Here is a 16,828-nt window from a genome sequence, read left to right as displayed (position 1 = left end):
AACGCGCAGCCAGTTTTACGCGATCCTTACAGATGCCAGTAAGCTTAGCCAAATAAACAAGACTCAGGCAGCCGACGGCGCAGCATAAGCCTTCAGAGGGCGTAATGGCTGCGTGACGTTACTGATAAACGCCGGTAGAGAGATAGCGATCGCCACGGTCACAAACAATGGCCACCACGACGCTTCCAGGATGGGCGCTGGCAATACGCAGTGCGCCCGCGACCGATCCGCCTGAGCTGACGCCGCAGAAAATACCTTCACGCCGGGCCAGCGCCCGCATGGTCTCTTCGGCTTCCTGCTGCCCCATATCAATTACCTCATCCACCAACTCGGGCCGGTAAATGCCGGGCAAATACGCCTGAGGCCAGCGGCGAATCCCAGGAATGCTACTGCCTTCTTTAGGCTGCAGGCCAATCACTTTCACGCCCGTCTTATGTTCTTTTAAAAACCGCCCTACGCCGGTAATCGTGCCGGTGGTGCCCATACTGGAGACAAAATGCGTCATGCGCTGATTCGACTGGGCCCACAGCTCCGGTCCCGTGGTCTGGTAGTGGCCCAGTGGATTGTCTGGGTTATTAAACTGGTCCAGCACCCTTCCCTCACCGCGCGCCGCCATCGCCTGGGCTAAATCACGCGCGCCCTCCATGCCCTGCTCCCGACCTATCAGGACTAACTCGGCCCCATAGGCACGCATCGCATCCTGCCGCTCCTGGCTCATATTATCCGGCATCAGTAAGCGCAACCGGTAGCCTTTCATCGCCGCGATCATCGCCAGCGCGATACCGGTGTTGCCACTGGTGGCCTCAATCAGCTGATCGCCCGGTGTTATCTCGCCTCGCCGTTCCGCCTGATGAATCATCGACCAGGCTGCGCGATCTTTGACGGAACCGGCGGGGTTGTTGCCCTCCAGTTTCAGCCAGATCTCACTGCCATTGTCAGGCGTCAGGCGCTGTAACCTGATAAGCGGTGTATTACCGATTGTGTGTTCCAGAGTGGTCACGGTGCATATCCTGGCGAAACGATACCGTTACGAATCAGGCCAGAGCCTGAGGTATGGCGGTATAAACATTAAAAAAGGGCGGGACATTGTCCCGCCCTGCGTGAAAAAGAAAATATCAGGCGCTGTGCGCAAAGGCAACTGCCCGCAATGGCGTGGCGCCCTGATAGAGCCTGGCCTGTTGCAGCCCGACAAACAGGCGCTCGCCGCGCAGTGGCGCGGTCTGATCACCATCGAACACCAGCGAGAAAGGTTCGCTCTGCCAGCCCGCAGGCTGCACGACCAACTGCCAGAAATGGCCACGCGGACTCACCTCAAGGACCTGTACCGGTAAAGGGGTTTCCAGGCTGCTTTTACGCGAAACATCAATCTCCCAGGGACGCAGAAACAGATCAACCGCGCCCTGATGGGCGGAGGTATAGCCTAACGGCCAGTGATGCGCCCCGACATGGAACTGGGAACCATGAACCTCACCGTCAAAGCGGTTAACTTCGCCCAGGAATTCCAGCACGAAGCGCGTCGCCGGATCGCGCCAGACCTCATCCGGCGTGCCCACCTGCTCGATGCTGCCCTGACTCATCACCACGACGCGGTCGGCAACTTCCATTGCCTCTTCCTGATCGTGCGTGACAAACACGCTGGTGAATTTTAATTCTTCATGAAGCTGGCGTAACCAGCGGCGCAGCTCTTTACGCACCTGGGCATCCAGCGCACCGAAAGGCTCATCCAGCAGCAGAATTTGCGGCTCGACGGCCAGTGCTCTTGCTAGCGCCACGCGCTGCTTCTGACCACCCGAGAGCTGAGCCGGAAAGCGGTTTGCCAGATGCGACAACTGCACCATCTCCAGCAGACGTGTTACACGATTTTTGATTTCGGCACTGGATGGCCGCTCACGACGCGGCAGCACGGTCAGGCCAAAGGCAATGTTGTCAAACACGGTCATATGGCGGAACAGCGCATAGTGTTGAAAAACAAACCCGACTTTACGATCGCGGGCATGCAGGCGACTGACGTCATACTCATGAAAACGAATCTGGCCGCTGTTCTGATGCTCCAGCCCGGCGATAATACGCAGCAGGGTCGTTTTACCGGAACCGGACGGCCCCAGCAACGCCACCATCTGGCCCGACGGGATATCCAGTGAAATATCGTTCAGCACCGCTGTGCGACCAAAGGATTTGTTGATTTGTTTAATCTCAATGCTCATGATTTTCCTCCAGTTGCAGGCGTTTGTGCTGCTGCTCTAAGCGCCACTGCACAATGCTTTTCAAAAACAGGGTCAGGATGGCCATGACGGTCAGCAACGCGGCGGCGGTGAAGGCACCCACCGTGTTGTAATCCTGATGCAGCAATTCGACCTGAAGCGGCAAAGTGTAGGTTTCGCCACGAATGGAGCCGGATACCACAGATACCGCACCGAACTCGCCAATGGCGCGGGCATTGGTCAGCACCACGCCGTACAGCATTGCCCAGCGAATATTCGGTAACGTCACACGGCGAAACATCTGCCAGCCCGACGCGCCCAACAGCACCGCAGCCTCATCTTCATGACTGCCCTGGCTCAGCATGACCGGCACCAGTTCGCGAACCACGAACGGACAGGTCACGAAGACGGTGACCAGCACCATACCCGGCCAGGTGAACATCACCTGAATATTGTGGGCATCCAGCCAGCCGCCTGCCGGACCGTTAATGCCCCAGAACAGCAGGTACATCAGGCCAGCCACAACCGGCGAGACCGCAAACGGAATATCAAACAGGGTTAACAACAGCTGGCGACCAGGAAACGTAAAGCGGGTGACCAGCCAGGCCAGCAAGGTGCCGAAGACCAGATTAACCGGCACGGTAATCAGCGCCACCAGTACGGTCAGCCAAATCGCGTGCAGCATATCGCTGTCGGTCAGGTTACGCAGAGTCGGGCCAAGCCCGCTGTGCAGCGCTTCCCAGAAGATGGAGACCATCGGCACCACCAGCAGCAGCACCGAGATCAGCACACCCGTGCCGATAAGCAGCCATTTACCCCAGTTTACGGGCTGGCGATCGGCATGATTGAGTTGCGAAATATCAGCCATCAGTGACCTCCCAGACGACGGCCAAAGCGGCTCTGTAAGGTATTAATGGCAAACAGCAGCAGCAACGACGCCGCCAGAATGACCGACGCGATGGCGCTGGCGGCCGGATAATCAAATTCCTGCAGACGGACAAAAATCATCAGTGAGGTCACTTCTGTTTTCCAGGCAATATTGCCCGCGATAAAGATCACCGCGCCAAACTCGCCCAGGCTGCGGGTAAACGACAGCGCAGTGCCCGCCAGCAACGCCGGAGCCACTTCCGGCAGCACAACGCGACGGAAACTTTGCCAGGGCGTTGCGCCCAGTGTCTGCGCCGCCTCTTCGTATTCCGGACCTAACTCTTCCAGCACCGGCTGCACCGTCCGGACAACAAACGGGATACTGGTGAAGGCCATCGCCAGCGCGATACCAATCCAGGTGTAGGAAATCTTAATGTCGAAATGAGCAAACCATTGACCGTACCAGCCGTTTACCGAAAACAGACCGGCCAGGGTTAACCCTGCGACGGCGGTTGGCAATGCAAAGGGCAAATCCATTAAACCATCCAGCAGCGTGCGACCCGGGAAGCGATAACGCGTTAAAACCCAGGCCATCAGCATGCCAAACAGGGCATTGAACAATGAGGCAACGCCGGCCGACAGCAGCGTCACTTTATAGGCTGCAATCAGCTGGGGATTGGTCACCACGTCCCAGTATTGCTGCAATGTCATCTGCGACAACTGCATGATGAGGGCGCTGATGGGCAGCAGCAGAATCAGGCAGGTAAACAGCAGACTGGTGCCCAGGCTCAGGCCGAAACCGGGCAAAACACGTTTTTGGCTGGCTGCAAACATTATCCACGCCCCGCCGCTAACAGTTGATCCAGTTCACCGCCACTTTCGAAATGGGTTTTCATAACGTTATTCCAGCTACCAAATACGTCTTCAACCCGAAACAGCTGTGTGGCTGGAAAGCGATCTTTTTGCTGCTCCATCAGCTGCGGATTGTTCACGCGATAATAAAAGTCCGTAATGATTTTCTGTGCCTCGGGCGAATACAGCCAGGTCAGATAAACCTTCGCCGCGTCGGCTGTTTTATTGTGTTCAACGTTTTTATCGACCCAGGCGACGGGGAACTCCGCCAGGATATCGGTTTTTGGCACCACGACTTCGTAATCCTCTTTACCGTACTGATTACGAATGGTGTTGACCTCCGATTCGAAGCTGATCAGCACATCCCCTAAACCGCGTTCAGCAAAGGTGGTGGTGGCGCCGCGTCCGCCTGTGTCGAAAACCTCGACGTTTTTCAGAAACTGTGTCATCCAGGCGCGCGTTTTTGCCTGGTCGCCGCCGTCCGCTTTCTCTGCGGCACCCCAGGCGGCAAGATAGGTATAACGCCCGTTACCCGAGGTCTTCGGATTCGGGAAAATCAGCTTCACGTCGTCACGGGTTAAATCGGACCAGTCATGAATCTGCTTAGGGTTACCCTTGCGAACCAGAAACGCCATGGTGGAATAAAACGGTGAACTGTGATTCGGCAGGCGCGTTTGCCAGTCGGCCGGGATCAGTTTGCCTTTGTCATGCAGCACCTGAACATCCGTCACCTGATTATAGGTCACCACATCGGCACGCAGCCCTTGCAGGATGGCCAGCGCCTGTTTAGAAGAACCCGCATGCGACATTTTGATGGTGAGTTTATCGTCCGGATGTTGCGCATCCCACTGGCTGACAAAAGGCGCGTTCAGGGCGACGAACAGTTCACGTGAAACGTCATAAGAGCTGTTTAACAGCTCTGTGGCGTGCGCGGCGCCAGCAAGGCCCAGCGACAGCGCGATTCCGCTCACGATTTTTTTCATCGCTTTGAAGGTCATGGTTCACCCTGAAGAAATTTGATGCAGATCTCATCCGCAGATACAGCAGTTTATTTATAACTCAGCGTAAACCCGTAACGGTTTTATATATCGTTTGTTGATTTCAAAGTCGAAAAAGGCATAAGGCGGCGGGAAAAGAATGCGCAAAAACAGAATTGGGTTGGCAGGGCGCACTGAACGCCCTGCGGGAGGCAAAAATTACGGGGCTTAACGCTGCCAGACGAACTTGCTGAGTTTCCAGCTTTTCAGCGTGTCATCGGCGGGCAGTAATCCTTCCGGACCGTGCCAGGTCCCGCTGTAAACATAGCGTAGATGCGGGCTGCCAGGCACACGGCATTCGACGTCATGATTGTCTAACCCGGCAGCCACAATGCAGTTATTAAAGGCTTTGTCATATCTGGCGCTAAACGCATCGCCAATTTTGCTGCCGTCGGCACTGGCGATGTCGTTGTCCGTCACCTCAATGCGGTCAACCTGTGACTGACCATAGATGACCAGCTTAACCTGACCGTCCTTCATCGCCTGCCAGAAGGACACCACCTGACCGTTCTGGCCACGCATGCCCTGACGCAGATCGTAGTTGCCCTTAAGCCCGTCTTTGATGGCCGATTCGTTCATCGCCGTGGCACTGTTGATCCCACCAACGCCCTGATCGCTGATCGTCAGTGAAGGACCAAACCAGTTCCATGGCAGCGCAGAAGACCAGTGGTAACTCAATGGATTCCACCAGCGTACCTGCTGGCTGCTGTTGGCGTCAGGGCCGGAGGAACTGGCACACCCACTGACCAGCATGGCCACCGTCAGTATCGTGTAACGAACAGCTTTCATGAAAACTCCTGTTAATAAATAGACCTGGGCAAAACGGATTGGAGTCGCAAAGCGGCAAAAAGTTTATTCGGGATCGTGTGGCGGCAAAAAGCAGGCGCGAAGCCGGACACTGATCAGTAACCACAGCAGTGCCAGCAGATCAAACAGCGTAAACAGCAGCGGCAACGGTGAGCTGAGCAGATCGGTCTGGACGAGTTGTACGCTCTGCCAGAGCAAATTCGCCCCTAACGAGACCACCAGCACCAGGCGCCAGCTGCGCCACACTCGGGGTAAACGCGACCGGTAGCCCGTGAGCAACAGCCCCGACAGCGCTGGCAGACCTAACACCAGTCCTGACCAGAACGCCTGGCGATCCGGATAGAAAAGTGCCAGAAGATCGTTTCCCTGCTGACGTGACGCGCCGGCCATCACCAGGAGCCACCAGGTGCGCGACTGCAATAGCAGAATCAGCCAGAAAAGAAACGGCAGGCGCAGTTGCCCTTTGTCGTCGTACTCCTCAGGCGGCCAGACCGAATTAATATTCACGATCTTCGATTAAACGTTTGCCCAGCAACACCACATCGACCGTTTCATAATCCAGCTTTTCATAGAAGGCAACGACCTGGTCGTTCTCTTCCCGCACCATCAGGTGAATTTTAGGGCAACCGCGCGCAATGAGTTTTTTCTCCAGGCGATTCATCAGGGCATTGGCAAAGCCGCGGCCCTGATAATCCGGATGCACCGCCAGATAGTAAGCCGCGCCACGGTGACCATCGTAACCGCCCATTACGGTACCGACGACTTCGCCCCCGACTTCCGCCACCAGAAACAGGTCGGCGTCATGATGCATTTTGCGTTCGATGTCCAGCTCCGGATCGTTCCATGGCCGTAACAAATCGCAGCGTTCCCAGAGCGTGATCACTTCTTCAAAATCTTCCTGGCGGAAGGTGCGGATTTCCATCTTCTGTACCTGCAGTTCACCTCAATTTGCTGATTATCACGCTTTCTTCGGCGGGTGCAACCCTGGCTGCTGACGGCAACGTTAAAAAAAAAGAAATTGCCTGTTACCAGGCTGAAAAACAAAGTAATAACCTGAAATGGTTGAAAGATCGCACCGGGCATAATGTTACGCTATAACACGGTGCATTATGACTGCTCAGGGACATGCACATGCACTTACTCAAACGTTTAATTCATCGTCGCCAGCTGCTGCTGTCCGGGCTGGCGCTCGCCATATTGTCCCCGCGCGCGGTGCAGGCGAAGGAACAGCAGGCTTCGCTCTCTGCCCGACCTTCGTCGCCCAGGCCGCGGGTTAACAACGGCAAGCGCATCGTGATGCTCGATCCGGGCCACGGCGGTATCGATTCGGGTGCGGTCGGCGAAGAGGGTTCCGAAGAAAAACACATTGTTTTAGACATCGCCAGTAATGTGCGCAGTCTGCTGCAGTCACATCCGCGTATCGAGGTCCGCCTGACGCGTGACAGCGACCATTTCATTCCGCTCTACCAGCGGGTGGAGATTGCGCATCAGCACGGTGCGAACCTGTTTATGTCAATCCATGCGGATGGCTATACCAGCCCGGATGCCAGCGGTGCCTCTGTGTTCGCGTTATCCAATCGGGGTGCCAGCAGCAGCATGGCGCGTTACCTGTCGAAACGTGAAAATGACGCGGACAAGGTCGGCGGAGCCAACGTGGAACAGCAGGACCAGTATTTACAGCAGATTCTGTTCGATCTGGTGCAAACGGACACCATCAGAAACAGCCTGACCCTGGGCAAACACGTTCTGGACCAGATTCGCCCGGTGCATCACCTTCACAGTCAGTATACCGAACAGGCCGCCTTTGCCGTGCTGAAGTCGCCGTCCATTCCCTCGGTGCTGGTGGAAACGTCTTTTATTACCAATCCGCGCGAAGAGCAGTTGCTGGGCACGACCGCCTTTCGGCAGAAGATTGCCTCGGCTATCGCCACAGGTATCATTAACTACTTTGATGAGTATGATCGTCGAATGTCATAGTAGATCAGCTATAATCACGGCCAATTTTTACTAAGAGAAGCCTATCCCATGCCTGATATCTCCCGCGTAAAAACGTTCCTGCTGGATTTGCAGGATGAGATTTGTCGCAAGCTGACTGCCGAAGACGGTGGCGCGCAGTTCACTGAAGACCGCTGGGAACGCCCCGGCGGTGGCGGTGGACGAAGCCGTGTGCTGCGTAATGGTGCCGTGTTTGAACAGGCTGGCGTGAATTTCTCCCACGTTCATGGCGACCAGATGCCAGCTTCCGCGACGGCACATCGTCCTGAGCTGGCCGGATGCAGTTTCGAAGCCATGGGCGTTTCGCTGGTTATCCATCCCAACAACCCGTATGTACCGACCAGTCATGCGAATGTGCGCTTTTTCATTGCCGAAAAACCCGGTGCCGAGCCGATCTGGTGGTTTGGCGGCGGCTTTGATATGACGCCGTTTTACGGGTTTGAAGAAGATGCGCTGCACTGGCATCAGACCGCCTTCGATATCTGCCAGCCTTTTGGCGAGGATGTCTATCCCCGGTTTAAAAAGTGGTGCGACGACTATTTCTATCTGAAACACCGCGACGAGCAACGCGGTATTGGTGGGCTGTTTTTTGACGATATCCACGAGCCGGGCTTTGAACAAAGTTTTGCCCTTATTCAGGCCGTCGGCCGGGGCTTTCTGGACGCTTACCAGCCGATTGTGGCGCGCCGCAAGCACATGCCTTATGGCGACCGCGAACGGCAGTTCCAGCTTTACCGCAGGGGTCGCTATGTAGAGTTCAATCTGGTGTGGGATCGGGGCACGCTGTTTGGCCTGCAAACCGGAGGCAGAACGGAATCCATTTTGATGTCCCTGCCGCCCATGGTGCGCTGGGAATATAACTATCATCCTGAACCTGACTCACCCGAGGCCGCGCTCTACCGTGACTTCCTGCCGGTGAAAAACTGGCTCAACCTGCCTGAGTAATCCACGTTGCCGGCTCAGGAACGTGCCGGGGCGGCAACCCGGGTCGCCGCCCCGGTTGACTACAGCGGCTGCGTCTGCGCTTCCACCACCGCCAGCGCCACCATATTGACGATCCGGCGCACGGACGCGATGCGCGTCAGCACGTGCACCGGCCGGGTCATGCCCATCAGCACCGGCCCGACCGTTACGCCTTCCGAACAGGACACGCGCAGCAGATTGTAGCTGATGCGCGCCGCTTCCACGTTGGGCATGATCAGCAGGTTTGCGCTGCCTTTCAGCGGGCTGTCGGGCATGATTTCCCGCCGGATGCTTTCCACCAGCGCCGCATCGCCGTGCATCTCCCCGTCGATTTCCAGCTCAGGCGCGCGCTGTTGCACCAGCGCCAGCACATCGCGCATTTTCTGCGCACCAGGCGCACTGGAGGTGCCAAAGCTGGAGTGCGACAGCAACGCCACGCGCGGCTCAATCCCAAAGCGACGGACGGTTTCCGCCGCCATTAACGTTATATCCGCCAGCTGTTCCGGTGTAGGATCGGCGTTGACGTAAGTATCCGCAATAAACGTGTTGCCATTCGGCAGTAACAGCGCATTCATCGCACCGGCCACCTTCACATCACTCCGCAGGCCCAGCACGCGCTCCACAATCTCGTAGTGCTCGTTATAATCGCCGATGGTGCCGCAGATCAGCGCATCGGCCTCACCACGGTAGACCATGATGGCACCGATGAGGGTCGGATTGCCAATAACGGCGCGTTGCGCCTGCTCGGGGGTGACACCGCGCCGCTTCATCATCTGGTAATACTCATTCCAGTACGCTTTAAAGCGGGGATCGGATTCGTTATTCACGATTTCAAAATCCTTTCCGGCCTCAATTTTGAGCCCCTGTTTTTCTAACCGCATGGCGATCACGTTGGGGCGACCTATCAGGATGGGTTTCGCCAGCCCCAGCGAGACCAGCTCCTGCGTAGCATGCAGCACCCGCACCTCTTCGCCCTCCGCCATCACCACCCGTTTCGGGGCTTTACGCGCCTGGGAAAAGATCGGCTTCATAAACAGGTTGGTCTTATACACAAACTCCGTGAGTTGCTCCCGGTAGGCATCAAAGTCGGCCACAGGCCGGGTTGCCACGCCGGACGCCATCGCCGCTTTCGCCACGGCAGGGGCTATCTGCACGATTAAACGTGGATCAAAGGGTTTGGGAATCAGATAGTCCGGTCCGAAGCGCAGGTCCTGATCGCTATAGGCCGAAGCCACTACGTCGCTTTGTTCCGCCTGTGCCAGTTCGGCAATGGCGTGTACGGCCGCCAGCTTCATCTCTTCATTGATGGCGGTGGCCCCCACATCCAGCGCGCCACGAAAGATAAACGGGAAGCAGAGCACGTTGTTCACCTGATTAGGAAAATCAGAACGTCCGGTGCAGATAATCGCATCCGGCCGTACGGCTTTCGCCAACGGCGGCAGAATTTCGGGATGGGGATTTGCCAGCGCCAGAATCAGCGGATCTTTCGCCATGCTTTTCACCATATCCTGCGTCAGGACATCCGGACCGGAACAGCCCAGGAAAATATCTGCACCCTCGATCACGTCGGCCAGCGTGCGCTTGCCGTGATCCTCCACGGCATAATCGGCTTTGGTGGCCGCCATATTGGGTTCGCGGTTACGGTAAATCAGCCCTTTCGAATCGCACACCTGAATATGGTCTTTCTGCAAGCCCAGCGCGACCAGCAGGTTCATACAGGCAATGGCCGATGCGCCCGCGCCTGACACCACCAGCCGTACATCAGCGATAGCCTTGTTGACGATGCGTAGTCCGTTCAGCACCGCCGCCGTACAGATGATGGCCGTGCCATGCTGGTCATCGTGAAACACCGGAATTTTCATGCGCTGCCGCAGTTGCTGTTCGATATAAAAACACTCGGGCGCTTTAATATCTTCAAGATTGATTCCGCCAAACGTGGGTTCCAGCGCGGCAATCACCTCGATCAGCTTATCGGGATCCTGTTCGTCGACCTCAATATCAAAAACGTCAATGCCCGCGAATTTCTTAAACAGAACGCCCTTGCCTTCCATCACCGGTTTCCCGGCCAGTGCGCCGATGTTCCCCAGCCCCAGTACCGCCGTACCGTTTGAAATCACCGCCACCAGATTGCCGCGCGCGGTGTACTTGTGCGCCGCCAGCGGATCGGCGGCGATTTCTAAACAGGGCGCCGCCACGCCAGGAGAATAGGCCAGCGCCAAATCCCGCTGGGTGGCAAGAGGTTTGGTGGGGGAAACCTGAATTTTTCCGGGAGTGGGATACTGATGAAAATCAAGCGCACTCTGCTTCAGTTGGTCATCCATTTGACATCCTTCTTCGCCAGGTAAGTGGATGTTCAGTATAGAAAGCACACCATCACAAAGCGGTGAGGCGGTTCAAAGAACCTTCTTTCTTAACGCACAGATTGCCACAGTCTACCCTGCGTCATTTTTCATGGCTGCTATCCTTAATGGCTGGACAGTCATTATCCGCAGAAATGTCATCTCGGGTGGTTGCGCACAACCCTCATCGCACAACATTCAGAGAAAACGCATTTTCACTGCACCTGGTCTGTTGCAATGTGGTGAGTCGGCGTTACTACGACGGGTAATGTCTGCACTGATTAGGGCACGAGGCCAGAGGTGTTCCCTTTTGTTACAACGTATTTTTCAAGGAGTGTAGAAATGAACCAGCTTGAAGCCCTTAAACAGTTCACGACCGTGGTGGCTGACAGTGGCGATATTGAGTCCATCCGTAATTATCACCCACAAGATGCGACGACTAACCCTTCGCTTATCCTGAAAGCATCTGCTCTCCAGCCTTACAAACATCTGATTGATGACGCCATCGACTACGCGAAAAAACAGGGTGGCAGCAAAGAAACGCAGATTATTAACGCCAGCGATAAAGTGGCCATTAACCTCGGTATGGAAATTCTGAAAAGCATACCAGGCCGTGTTTCGACCGAAGTGGATGCGCGCCTCTCCTTCGATCGTGGCATGTGCGTCACGAAAGCAGAAAAGCTGGTCCGCATGTATGAAGAGCACGGCATTGATCGCTCTCGCATCCTGATCAAACTGGCCTCCACATGGGAAGGCATTAAAGCCGCAGAAGAGCTGGAAAAGAATGGTATCCAGTGCAACCTGACGCTGCTGTTCTCCTTTGCCCAGGCGCGCGCCTGCGCCGAAGCCGGGGTTTATCTGATTTCGCCGTTTGTCGGCCGTATCTATGACTGGTACAACAGCCGCAAGCCCATGGACCCGTATAACGTCGACGAAGATCCGGGCGTGAAATCGGTGCGCCGTATTTACGATTATTATAAGAAGCATCGCTATGACACCATCATCATGGGTGCCAGCTTCCGTAAGGTCGAACAGGTACTGGCGCTGGCCGGGTGTGATCGGCTGACGCTGTCACCTAACCTGCTGGAGGAGTTGCAGAACAGCGAGGCGCCCGTAGAGCGTAAGCTTGAGCCTTCCACTGAATGTTTCCATCAGCCGTCGCCGCTGTCCGAAGCGGAGTTCCGCTGGGAACATAATCAGGACCCTATGGCGGTCGAAAAACTGGCAGACGGTATTCGCCAGTTCGCCGTTGACCAGCAAAAACTGGAAGATGTGCTGGCGGCGCGCCTGTAGTTTTTCCCCTCTTTTACCGGGCGGGCTCACTCCCGCCCTGATGCTTAACAAGGGAGACCCTTTATGTCCTCACGCAGAGAGTTGGCGAATGCGATTCGCGCATTAAGTATGGATGCGGTACAAAAAGCAAAATCCGGTCATCCTGGTGCGCCAATGGGCATGGCAGATATCGCCGAAGTGCTGTGGCGCGATTTCCTCAAGCATAATCCGACCAACCCCGCCTGGCTGGATCGCGACCGCTTTATCCTGTCTAACGGTCACGGCTCAATGCTGCTTTACAGTTTGCTGCACCTGACCGGGTACGATTTACCGATTGAAGAGCTGAAAAACTTCCGCCAGCTGCACTCCAAAACACCGGGCCACCCGGAAATTGGCTACACGCCGGGCGTGGAAACCACGACCGGTCCGCTGGGTCAGGGTCTGGCAAACGCCGTGGGTCTGGCCATTGCGGAACGGACGCTGGCTGCGCAGTTTAACCGTCCACAACACGATATCGTTGACCACTTCACCTACGTGTTTATGGGCGACGGCTGTCTGATGGAGGGGATTTCCCACGAAGTCTGCTCACTGGCCGGAACGCTTGGTCTGGGCAAACTGATCGGCTTCTATGACCACAACGGCATTTCCATCGATGGAGAGACCGAAGGCTGGTTTACGGATGACACGCACAAACGTTTCGAAGCCTATAACTGGCACGTGGTCGGTGAAATTGATGGTCACGATGCCGAGGCCGTTAAAGCCGCAATTAAAGAAGCGCAAAGCGTCACCGATAAGCCGTCACTGATTATCTGCCGCACGGTTATTGGCTTTGGTTCACCGAATAAAGCCGGTAAAGAAGAGGCACACGGGGCCGCGCTGGGTGAAGAAGAAGTCGCCCTGACGCGCAAGCAACTGGGCTGGAATTATCCGGCGTTTGAAATCCCGCAAGAGATTTACCAGCAGTGGGATGCCAAAGAAGCTGGCGCGGCGCGCGAAAAAGCCTGGAACGATAAGTTTGCCGCGTATCAGCAGGCTTATCCTGAACTGGCCGCAGAATATACGCGGCGTATGAACGGCGAAATGCCCGCAAACTGGGAAGCGGAAACTGCCCGATTCATTGCCGATCTGCAGGCGAATCCGCAAAAAATCGCCAGCCGCAAGGCCTCGCAAAATTCACTGGAAGCCTACGGCAAAATGCTGCCTGAATTCCTGGGCGGCTCTGCCGACCTCGCCCCCAGTAACCTCACCATCTGGTCAGGTTCAAAATCCATCAAAGAGGATCCGGCCGGGAACTACATCCACTACGGTGTGCGTGAATTTGGTATGACAGCCATTGGTAACGGTATTGCCCACCACGGTGGTTTTGTGCCCTATACCGCGACCTTCCTGATGTTCGTCGAGTACGCCCGTAATGCCGCGCGCATGGCGGCCCTGATGAAGGCCCGCCAGATTCTGGTTTATACCCATGACTCAATCGGTCTGGGTGAAGATGGTCCAACCCACCAGCCGGTAGAGCAGATTGCCAGCCTGCGCGTTACGCCGAATATGAGCGTCTGGCGTCCGTGCGATCAGGTGGAAACCGCTGTAGCCTGGCAGGCTGCGATTGAGCGTCATCATGGGCCTACCGCCCTGATCCTGTCGCGTCAGAATCTGGCACAGCCGGAGCGTACGGCGGAACAGGTGGCGAATATCAAACGCGGCGGTTACGTCCTGAAAGACTGTGAGGGCACGCCAGACGTCATTCTGATTGCCACCGGCTCTGAAGTGGAGATCACGCTGGGCGCAGCAACGAAGCTGACGACCGGCGGCCATAAGGTGCGGGTCGTTTCACTGCCTTCAACGGATCTGTTCGACGCGCAGGATGCGGCTTATCGCGAATCTGTGCTGCCTTCCGCTGTGAAAGCACGCGTGGCCGTGGAAGCAGGCATTGCAGATTACTGGTATAAGTATGTCGGGCTGGACGGTGCCATTGTCGGGATGACTACGTTCGGTGAATCTGCGCCAGCAGAAAAGCTGTTCGCGGAGTTTGGCTTCACGATAGAAAACATCGTCAGCCATGCCGAAGCCCTGCTGAAACCGGCATAATCCTCGCACTCACGCGATCCGGCTTCCTCAGCCGGATCGCGGTTTTGCTCTCAGCACGCCAGCCTGACGCTGGCGTGCTGCTTTCTGAAAACCCACCTTCTTCGGTAACCACGTTTTTCGCCGTGCCCGTTGCAATCAAATCCTTTTCCTCGCCCGGACGCTCAATGGCTGGCAGCACAGAAACAATAAGTGTGATTAACGTTGCATCGCCCGTTCCGTTTCAGCGACAGTGAGGTGAACTCAGTTTTTCTGGTGATCCGCTGACGAGGTAAAGGATGAGAACGCAAAAGCGATGCATGGGCTATATTGCCGTGGTGGTTGATGATTACGACCGCGCCATTGAGTACTACCGGGATCAACTGGGTTTCACCCTAATTGAAGACACGCCCCAACCGGGCAAGCGCTGGGTTGTCGTCTCACCGAACCCCGACAGCGACTGCCATCTTCTGCTGGCGCGCGCATCAAACGAACGTCAGGCCGGTTTTATCGGAGACCAGTGCGGTGGCCGTGTCTTTTTGTTTCTTCAGACGGATGATTTTTGGCGGGATTATCACGCTATGAAGGCAAAAGGGGTGCACTTTTGTGAGGAACCCAGACAGGAAGCCTACGGCACGGTGGTAGTGTTTGAAGACATCTATGGCAACCGCTGGGATCTTTATCAGAATGCCTGAGACGGGATTCAACTGACGCTAAAGACCCTTAAAAGTGCAAAGCCCTCTCGTCATTAAACATATGAAGTGAAGTGCTCGCGCCCTGGTAACATACGATTGAAGCAGACGAAACGCGTCAGCAAGGCACCTTACAGGTCGCCTTGCTGACCTTAACAACCGTTACTTTAAAAAGTGGCTCAGCAGCAGCAAAGAGAGCGAAACGTTGATGGCTCCACCGATACGCGTCGCGATCTGAGCAAACGGCATCAGGCCCATGCGGTTACCGGCGGTAAGAATGGCTACATCGCCCGTCCCGCCCTGCCCACTCTGGCAGCAGGAAACAATGGCGACATCAATGGGATGCATGCCAATCTTTTTCCCGACAAAAAAGCCCGTTGCGACCAGCGCACTGACCGTGCTGATAATGACCAGCAGATTGGTGAGCGTAAACGCGGTGACCAGCACATGCCACGGCGTAATGGCCACACCGACAGCGAACAGGACGGGATAGGTCACTGCGGTGCGGAAAAAGCGATAGACCACCTGAGAACCGGCCAGAATACGGGGCGAAACGCCATTGACCAGTTTCACCAGCACGGCCAGGAACAGCATCCCTACCGGCGCAGGCAGCCCTGTCAGCTTCTGCCCCAGCATCCCTACCATATAGAGCAGCACCGCAAGCAGCGCCCCGGAGGCAATGGCCGTTACGTCAACTTTACCGGAAAAAACGGACTGCAGCGGCTCGGGCTCAACGTTCGTGACATTCGGCATCAGCTGGCCTTCCCCGGTGAGGTGCGGATAACGTTTACCCAGTTGGTTCAGGCAGCCGGAAATAATAATGGCGGTCACGCCCCCCAGCATCACCATCGGCAGGATACGGCCCAGCGCCACGCCCTGATCCATATGGAGCAACGCCGCATAGCCGATGGAGAGCGGAATGGCCCCTTCGCCGACGCCACCCGCCATAATGGGCAGAATGATAAAAAAGAAAATCTGGAACGGCTCCAGCCCCAACGCTAATCCGACGCCCATGCCGACAATCATGCCCACGATTTCACCGCACAGCATGGGGAAAAAGATGCGCAGAAAGCCCTGAATCAGCACCGTACGGTTCATGCTCATGATGCTGCCGACGATGATGCAGCAAATATAGAGATAGAGAATATTGGTCGATTTATAGAACTGCGTTGTTGAGGTCACCACAATATCGGGAAGTAACCCGTAATAGACCAGCGCAGAGGGAATAAAGGTTGCGCAGATAGCTGCGGCGCCCAGACGGCCCACCACCGGCAGACGTTTACCAAATTCACCGCAGGCAAAACCAAAAAAGGCCAGCGTGGCGACCATGACGACGATATCGCTGGCCAGTTTCCCGCTCAGGCAGTCCAGTGCAATGAGCACACCGGCCAGCACAAACAGAGGAAGAGGGATAATCCCGACTTTCCAGTTATCCATAATATGCCACCACTGCTCCTTCAGGGTTTTCCTGCGCGGTGAACGGGCCAGCGTATCAGACAGAAAAGAATTATCAGGTGAGCGCATTATTAACCTCTTTGCATCATCGTTTTTTTTCAGAATGCCGTGAAAAAAAGCGGAATTACGTGAAGGAGAAGGTATCTGGCATAAAGTTTTAATGGTGTTATTTCCAGAGCGTGATCCGCATCCTGGTAATCGTCGTGGTGTTTATGGTTTTTATTCCCCGCAGCCGTTGTTTGTCCTTTGCTGACGCTTCCCTGCCCTCTGAAAACGATTTAATCCCA

At 55.8% G+C, this 16,828-nt stretch carries 15 protein-coding genes; 5 read left to right on the top strand and 10 right to left on the bottom strand.

Going from position 1 to position 16,828, the window contains the following annotated elements; translation table 11 throughout:
• Positions 1-118: 118 nt before the first annotated feature.
• The 8 genes from cysM to GC090_RS05945 form a co-directional block, all read right to left on the bottom strand.
• A complete protein-coding gene (gene cysM, locus GC090_RS05980; protein ID WP_054633373.1) occupies positions 119-1,000 on the bottom strand; it encodes a cysteine synthase CysM in 882 nt (293 codons plus the stop codon).
• 115 nt (positions 1,001-1,115) lie between these two features.
• Positions 1,116-2,204, bottom strand: coding sequence for a sulfate/thiosulfate ABC transporter ATP-binding protein CysA (cysA, locus tag GC090_RS05975; RefSeq protein ID WP_205950625.1), 1,089 nt, complete (start codon positions 2,202-2,204; stop codon positions 1,116-1,118).
• Complete coding sequence (gene cysW / locus GC090_RS05970; RefSeq protein ID WP_324021104.1) at positions 2,194-3,069, bottom strand: sulfate/thiosulfate ABC transporter permease CysW; 876 nt, start codon at positions 3,067-3,069, stop codon at positions 2,194-2,196. The genes cysA and cysW overlap by 11 nt, the downstream gene beginning before the upstream one ends.
• Positions 3,069-3,902: a sulfate/thiosulfate ABC transporter permease CysT gene (gene cysT / locus GC090_RS05965; protein WP_006117806.1), complete on the bottom strand. Its 834-nt coding sequence runs from the start codon at positions 3,900-3,902 to the stop codon at positions 3,069-3,071. The genes cysW and cysT overlap by 1 nt, the downstream gene beginning before the upstream one ends.
• The gene (locus GC090_RS05960) at positions 3,902-4,918 is read right to left on the bottom strand and encodes a sulfate ABC transporter substrate-binding protein (protein WP_172912874.1); all 1,017 of its coding nucleotides are present in this window, start codon (positions 4,916-4,918) and stop codon (positions 3,902-3,904) included. Before GC090_RS05960 ends, cysT begins: the two co-directional genes overlap by 1 nt.
• 207 nt (positions 4,919-5,125) lie before the next feature.
• Positions 5,126-5,746 (bottom strand): RpoE-regulated lipoprotein, encoded by a 621-nt coding sequence (locus tag GC090_RS05955; protein ID WP_033740806.1) that lies wholly within the window; start codon positions 5,744-5,746, stop codon positions 5,126-5,128.
• Positions 5,747-5,809: 63 nt separating this feature from the next.
• Positions 5,810-6,271 (bottom strand): DUF2919 domain-containing protein, encoded by a 462-nt coding sequence (locus tag GC090_RS05950; protein ID WP_033740808.1) that lies wholly within the window; start codon positions 6,269-6,271, stop codon positions 5,810-5,812.
• Complete coding sequence (locus tag GC090_RS05945) at positions 6,261-6,686, bottom strand: GNAT family acetyltransferase (protein WP_006117810.1); 426 nt, start codon at positions 6,684-6,686, stop codon at positions 6,261-6,263. The genes GC090_RS05950 and GC090_RS05945 overlap by 11 nt, the downstream gene beginning before the upstream one ends.
• A gap of 209 nt (positions 6,687-6,895) precedes the next feature.
• On the opposite strand from GC090_RS05945, the gene amiA reads away from it, so the two are divergent.
• Positions 6,896-7,741, top strand: a complete 846-nt coding sequence (amiA, locus tag GC090_RS05940) for an N-acetylmuramoyl-L-alanine amidase AmiA (RefSeq protein ID WP_324021102.1) — start codon at positions 6,896-6,898, stop codon at positions 7,739-7,741.
• Positions 7,742-7,789: 48 nt separating this feature from the next.
• Positions 7,790-8,704 carry an oxygen-dependent coproporphyrinogen oxidase gene (hemF, locus tag GC090_RS05935; protein WP_033740812.1) on the top strand — a complete coding sequence of 305 codons (915 nt, stop codon included), beginning with the start codon at positions 7,790-7,792 and terminating at the stop codon, positions 8,702-8,704.
• 59 nt (positions 8,705-8,763) lie between these two features.
• Here the strand turns inward: hemF and maeB are convergent, their stop codons facing one another.
• Positions 8,764-11,043: an NADP-dependent oxaloacetate-decarboxylating malate dehydrogenase gene (gene maeB, locus GC090_RS05930; RefSeq protein ID WP_324021100.1), complete on the bottom strand. Its 2,280-nt coding sequence runs from the start codon at positions 11,041-11,043 to the stop codon at positions 8,764-8,766.
• Between the two features lie 360 nt (positions 11,044-11,403).
• On the opposite strand from maeB, the gene tal reads away from it, so the two are divergent.
• From tal to GC090_RS05915, 3 genes are all read left to right on the top strand, one after another.
• The gene (gene tal, locus GC090_RS05925) at positions 11,404-12,354 is read left to right on the top strand and encodes a transaldolase (RefSeq protein WP_033740815.1); all 951 of its coding nucleotides are present in this window, start codon (positions 11,404-11,406) and stop codon (positions 12,352-12,354) included.
• A 63-nt stretch (positions 12,355-12,417) separates the two neighbouring features.
• On the top strand, positions 12,418-14,418 hold the full coding sequence (gene tkt / locus GC090_RS05920; RefSeq protein ID WP_033740817.1) for a transketolase: 2,001 nt from the start codon (positions 12,418-12,420) through the stop codon (positions 14,416-14,418).
• A gap of 275 nt (positions 14,419-14,693) precedes the next feature.
• Positions 14,694-15,089 carry a VOC family protein gene (locus GC090_RS05915; protein WP_039339885.1) on the top strand — a complete coding sequence of 132 codons (396 nt, stop codon included), beginning with the start codon at positions 14,694-14,696 and terminating at the stop codon, positions 15,087-15,089.
• A gap of 159 nt (positions 15,090-15,248) precedes the next feature.
• Here GC090_RS05915 and GC090_RS05910 read toward each other — a convergent pair whose 3' ends face one another.
• Positions 15,249-16,610 (bottom strand): 2-hydroxycarboxylate transporter family protein, encoded by a 1,362-nt coding sequence (locus GC090_RS05910; protein WP_033740821.1) that lies wholly within the window; start codon positions 16,608-16,610, stop codon positions 15,249-15,251.
• Positions 16,611-16,828: the final 218 nt, after the last annotated feature.

This window comes from Pantoea sp. JZ29 (assembly GCF_035190385.1).
GTDB lineage: Bacteria > Pseudomonadota > Gammaproteobacteria > Enterobacterales > Enterobacteriaceae > Pantoea > Pantoea stewartii.
The sequence above is the reverse complement of the archived record's forward strand: the minus strand, read 5'-3'. Positions and strand labels throughout refer to the sequence as shown.

What these genes read in the sequence shown, in the direction of transcription:
- cysA (WP_205950625.1), bottom strand. Translation starts at nt 2,204, where the DNA reads ATGAGCATTGAGATTAAACAAATCAACAAATCCTTTGGTCGCACAGCG.
- cysW (WP_324021104.1), bottom strand. Translation starts at nt 3,069, where the DNA reads ATGGCTGATATTTCGCAACTCAATCATGCCGATCGCCAGCCCGTAAAC.
- cysT (WP_006117806.1), bottom strand. Translation starts at nt 3,902, where the DNA reads ATGTTTGCAGCCAGCCAAAAACGTGTTTTGCCCGGTTTCGGCCTGAGC.
- GC090_RS05960 (WP_172912874.1), bottom strand. Translation starts at nt 4,918, where the DNA reads ATGACCTTCAAAGCGATGAAAAAAATCGTGAGCGGAATCGCGCTGTCG.
- GC090_RS05955 (WP_033740806.1), bottom strand. Translation starts at nt 5,746, where the DNA reads ATGAAAGCTGTTCGTTACACGATACTGACGGTGGCCATGCTGGTCAGT.
- GC090_RS05945 (WP_006117810.1), bottom strand. Translation starts at nt 6,686, where the DNA reads ATGGAAATCCGCACCTTCCGCCAGGAAGATTTTGAAGAAGTGATCACG.
- amiA (WP_324021102.1), top strand. Translation starts at nt 6,896, where the DNA reads ATGCACTTACTCAAACGTTTAATTCATCGTCGCCAGCTGCTGCTGTCC.
- hemF (WP_033740812.1), top strand. Translation starts at nt 7,790, where the DNA reads ATGCCTGATATCTCCCGCGTAAAAACGTTCCTGCTGGATTTGCAGGAT.
- maeB (WP_324021100.1), bottom strand. Translation starts at nt 11,043, where the DNA reads ATGGATGACCAACTGAAGCAGAGTGCGCTTGATTTTCATCAGTATCCC.
- tal (WP_033740815.1), top strand. Translation starts at nt 11,404, where the DNA reads ATGAACCAGCTTGAAGCCCTTAAACAGTTCACGACCGTGGTGGCTGAC.
- tkt (WP_033740817.1), top strand. Translation starts at nt 12,418, where the DNA reads ATGTCCTCACGCAGAGAGTTGGCGAATGCGATTCGCGCATTAAGTATG.
- GC090_RS05915 (WP_039339885.1), top strand. Translation starts at nt 14,694, where the DNA reads ATGAGAACGCAAAAGCGATGCATGGGCTATATTGCCGTGGTGGTTGAT.
- GC090_RS05910 (WP_033740821.1), bottom strand. Translation starts at nt 16,610, where the DNA reads ATGCGCTCACCTGATAATTCTTTTCTGTCTGATACGCTGGCCCGTTCA.